Source organism: Bacillus sp. SRB3LM, assembly GCF_015712745.1.
GTDB lineage: Bacteria > Bacillota > Bacilli > Bacillales > Bacillaceae_G > Bacillus_A > Bacillus_A thuringiensis_K.
In genome coordinates, this window is record NZ_VWVQ01000089.1 from 1 (window position 1) to 2,481 (window position 2,481).

A 2,481-nucleotide genomic window follows, 5' to 3' on the forward strand; every position below is an offset into this window, starting at 1 on the left:
TCCGCACTCATCATTAAATGGAATGACTCCGTATCAGTATTCAAAATCAATTGCATAATCTATTTCATGTTCCAGTTTTTCTTGACCAGGTCATAATTTGTAGAAATGAAAAAGAAATCTTTGATGTGAAAACATTTCAGGCAATGGAAGATATATAGAATTAGGAAGATAGCCTACAAAAATAACATAAAAAGAGCATTTCTTCAATATTTGTCAAAAGTATATGTGATACGATATAGGTAATCTTTAATATATAAAACTTTAATTTCCAAAAAGTGCACAAAACATCTATATTAAGCAGCTTTACGCTATATCGAAAAATATAAATGGCAACACTTTTCTGATTGTTTGTGACCAGATTTGTTACCGAAAAAATCGAAATTAAACTAATAAAAAAATAAAAGAGCACAGCGTGTTAATAAAGTGGTGGAACACTTTATTAACCGTCCGCCTAATCTCACTAGGCAAACACTTGCTGTAACTCTTTATGTACCTCATTTTACCGTACATAAGGGTTCCTCGCAACAGTTTGCTTACATTTTGTGGCATTCTGTTGCTTTTTTGTTTTCGGAGGAGACGAGCCCTTATGAAAAAGAAACAAGGAATTACAATTATTGCAGGTAATGAAACATATGAAAATCTCGCAACATTTAAAACTGTCAATGAATTAAATAAGACTGTTCGTGCATACAAAGAGAAATTCGTAGATCAGTTAAATAAAACTCAATTGGCTGTATTAAATAAATTACACAACTATTCTTCTAAGTTCTTTGGTATATCATTCAGAGCAAAGAAACACATCGCTGAAGACCTCAATATTAGCCGTAGAACAGTTATTAGAGTATGCCTACATTTAGAGTCTTTAGGTATTGTTAAACAACTAGAAATGAAGCGTAAAAGCGATATGAGACAAACAAGCAACGCTATTGTTATTCAACCAATTATTGTGGAGGAACAGGTTGTCACACAAGACCCTATTAAAAATGCAAAAAAATGTCACACCAATAAAACAACTACTAAAACCTTAAAACAAAATATAAACAAACGTAATAGTAATGAGAATAGCAATACTCCAGAAGAGAATATTGAACAAGCTGATTTTGTTGCTCACTGGGTACCAGAACGTTTTATTTCTTTAGTTCTCTCTTTTTACAGTGAATCTAAAACAATTCAAGAACTATGGAAAGTCGTAAGACAATGTAATAAAATCGTTAACCATACAACAGGTGATAAAACATTTACTAAAGACCAGGAACTTACTATTGGCTTACAAGCTATCAAAGAGTTTGTTATGAAAATTAAATCCGGAGTAAACATGAAAAAGGGTAAATTCGCTTATTTCAATGGCATTGTGAACAATTTAATGGACAAGCTATATTTTAATAATGAATTTATGATGGAAAACATTTAACCTAAACTTTATAGAATCGGCCATCGTAACTTTTTCGGGAGTATTAACTATTTTTTCTTATATATGATTCTAATTAAGAAATATACAGCCTGATTAGTAAAAAGTGTTCCCCCTGTACAGCAGCTAAACACCAGATAAGAAACATCTAATGTCGATGATTGTAAAGTAATTTCCAACTCTTTCTCAAGTTGTTTAATCATTACATAACAAGTGGCAAATTGATAATAAAGAAATTCACTTTGTAATAATATCACAGTATAAAACACTCTCATTTATTAATAATATGTATGTACATTTACAAATATAAAAAGTCCGCTACCTAACAAAAGGATACGGACTCGTTATATTCGTAATTATAATGAATGTTTTATTGACATTGAAATTCCCTTTAATACACGCATTTATTATGATTCCAGCTCTTTACTATACTAAAGTAACAATTGTTACTTGGCATCTAGCTGGGACTACAGTTTGTGCTGAAGCCAATATATTATTAACAGCTAGAGTAGTATTACTTGCTGTAGCACGCAGATCTACAATAGCTGATGAAGTATGGTTAGCATTTGAGGAATTGGAAGTTGCAGTCAAAGTTCCTTGAATTAAAGTATTTGGAATCGCTGGCGCAATACCTGTAGCTAATTGAAACTGCGTATTATTATTAGATCCAATAGAATATATAATTAAATAACTATGACCAGCAATTAAAGTAAATATTCCTGTTGTAGTATCAAGTGTGATGTTGCTACTTCCACCTGTTGGGGAAATTGTATCAAATGGTACAGCACCTGAAGCAGGAGCTGTACTAGTCACTGCACTTATAGTAGAAAATACAAAATCATTGGCTAACCCAGTTGGGCCTGTGCCTCCTGTAGGCCCTGTATCTCCCGTTGGTCCCGTGCCTCCCGTTGGTCCTGTATCTCCCGTTGGGCCTGTGCCTCCTGTAGGTCCTGTATCTCCAGTAGGGCCTGTATCTCCAGTAGGTCCTGTATCTCCAGTAGGTCCTGTATCTCCAGTAGGCCCTGTATCTCCAGTAGGCCCTGTATCTCCAGTAGGCCCTGTATCTCCAGTAG

2 protein-coding genes are annotated in these 2,481 nt (G+C 33.9%); one reads left to right on the plus strand and one right to left on the minus strand.

Features of this window, described 5'->3' with window-relative positions; genetic code table 11:
* The first annotated feature begins 586 nt into the window (after nt 1–586).
* On the plus strand, nt 587–1,411 hold the full coding sequence (locus F3I02_RS27105; RefSeq protein ID WP_196478609.1) for a helix-turn-helix domain-containing protein: 825 nt from the start codon (nt 587–589) through the stop codon (nt 1,409–1,411).
* Nucleotides 1,412–1,834: 423 nt separating this feature from the next.
* Here the strand turns inward: F3I02_RS27105 and F3I02_RS27110 are convergent.
* Nucleotides 1,835–2,481, minus strand: a 647-nt coding sequence (locus F3I02_RS27110) for a hypothetical protein (protein ID WP_196478610.1), incomplete at its 5' end; no start/stop codon positions are given.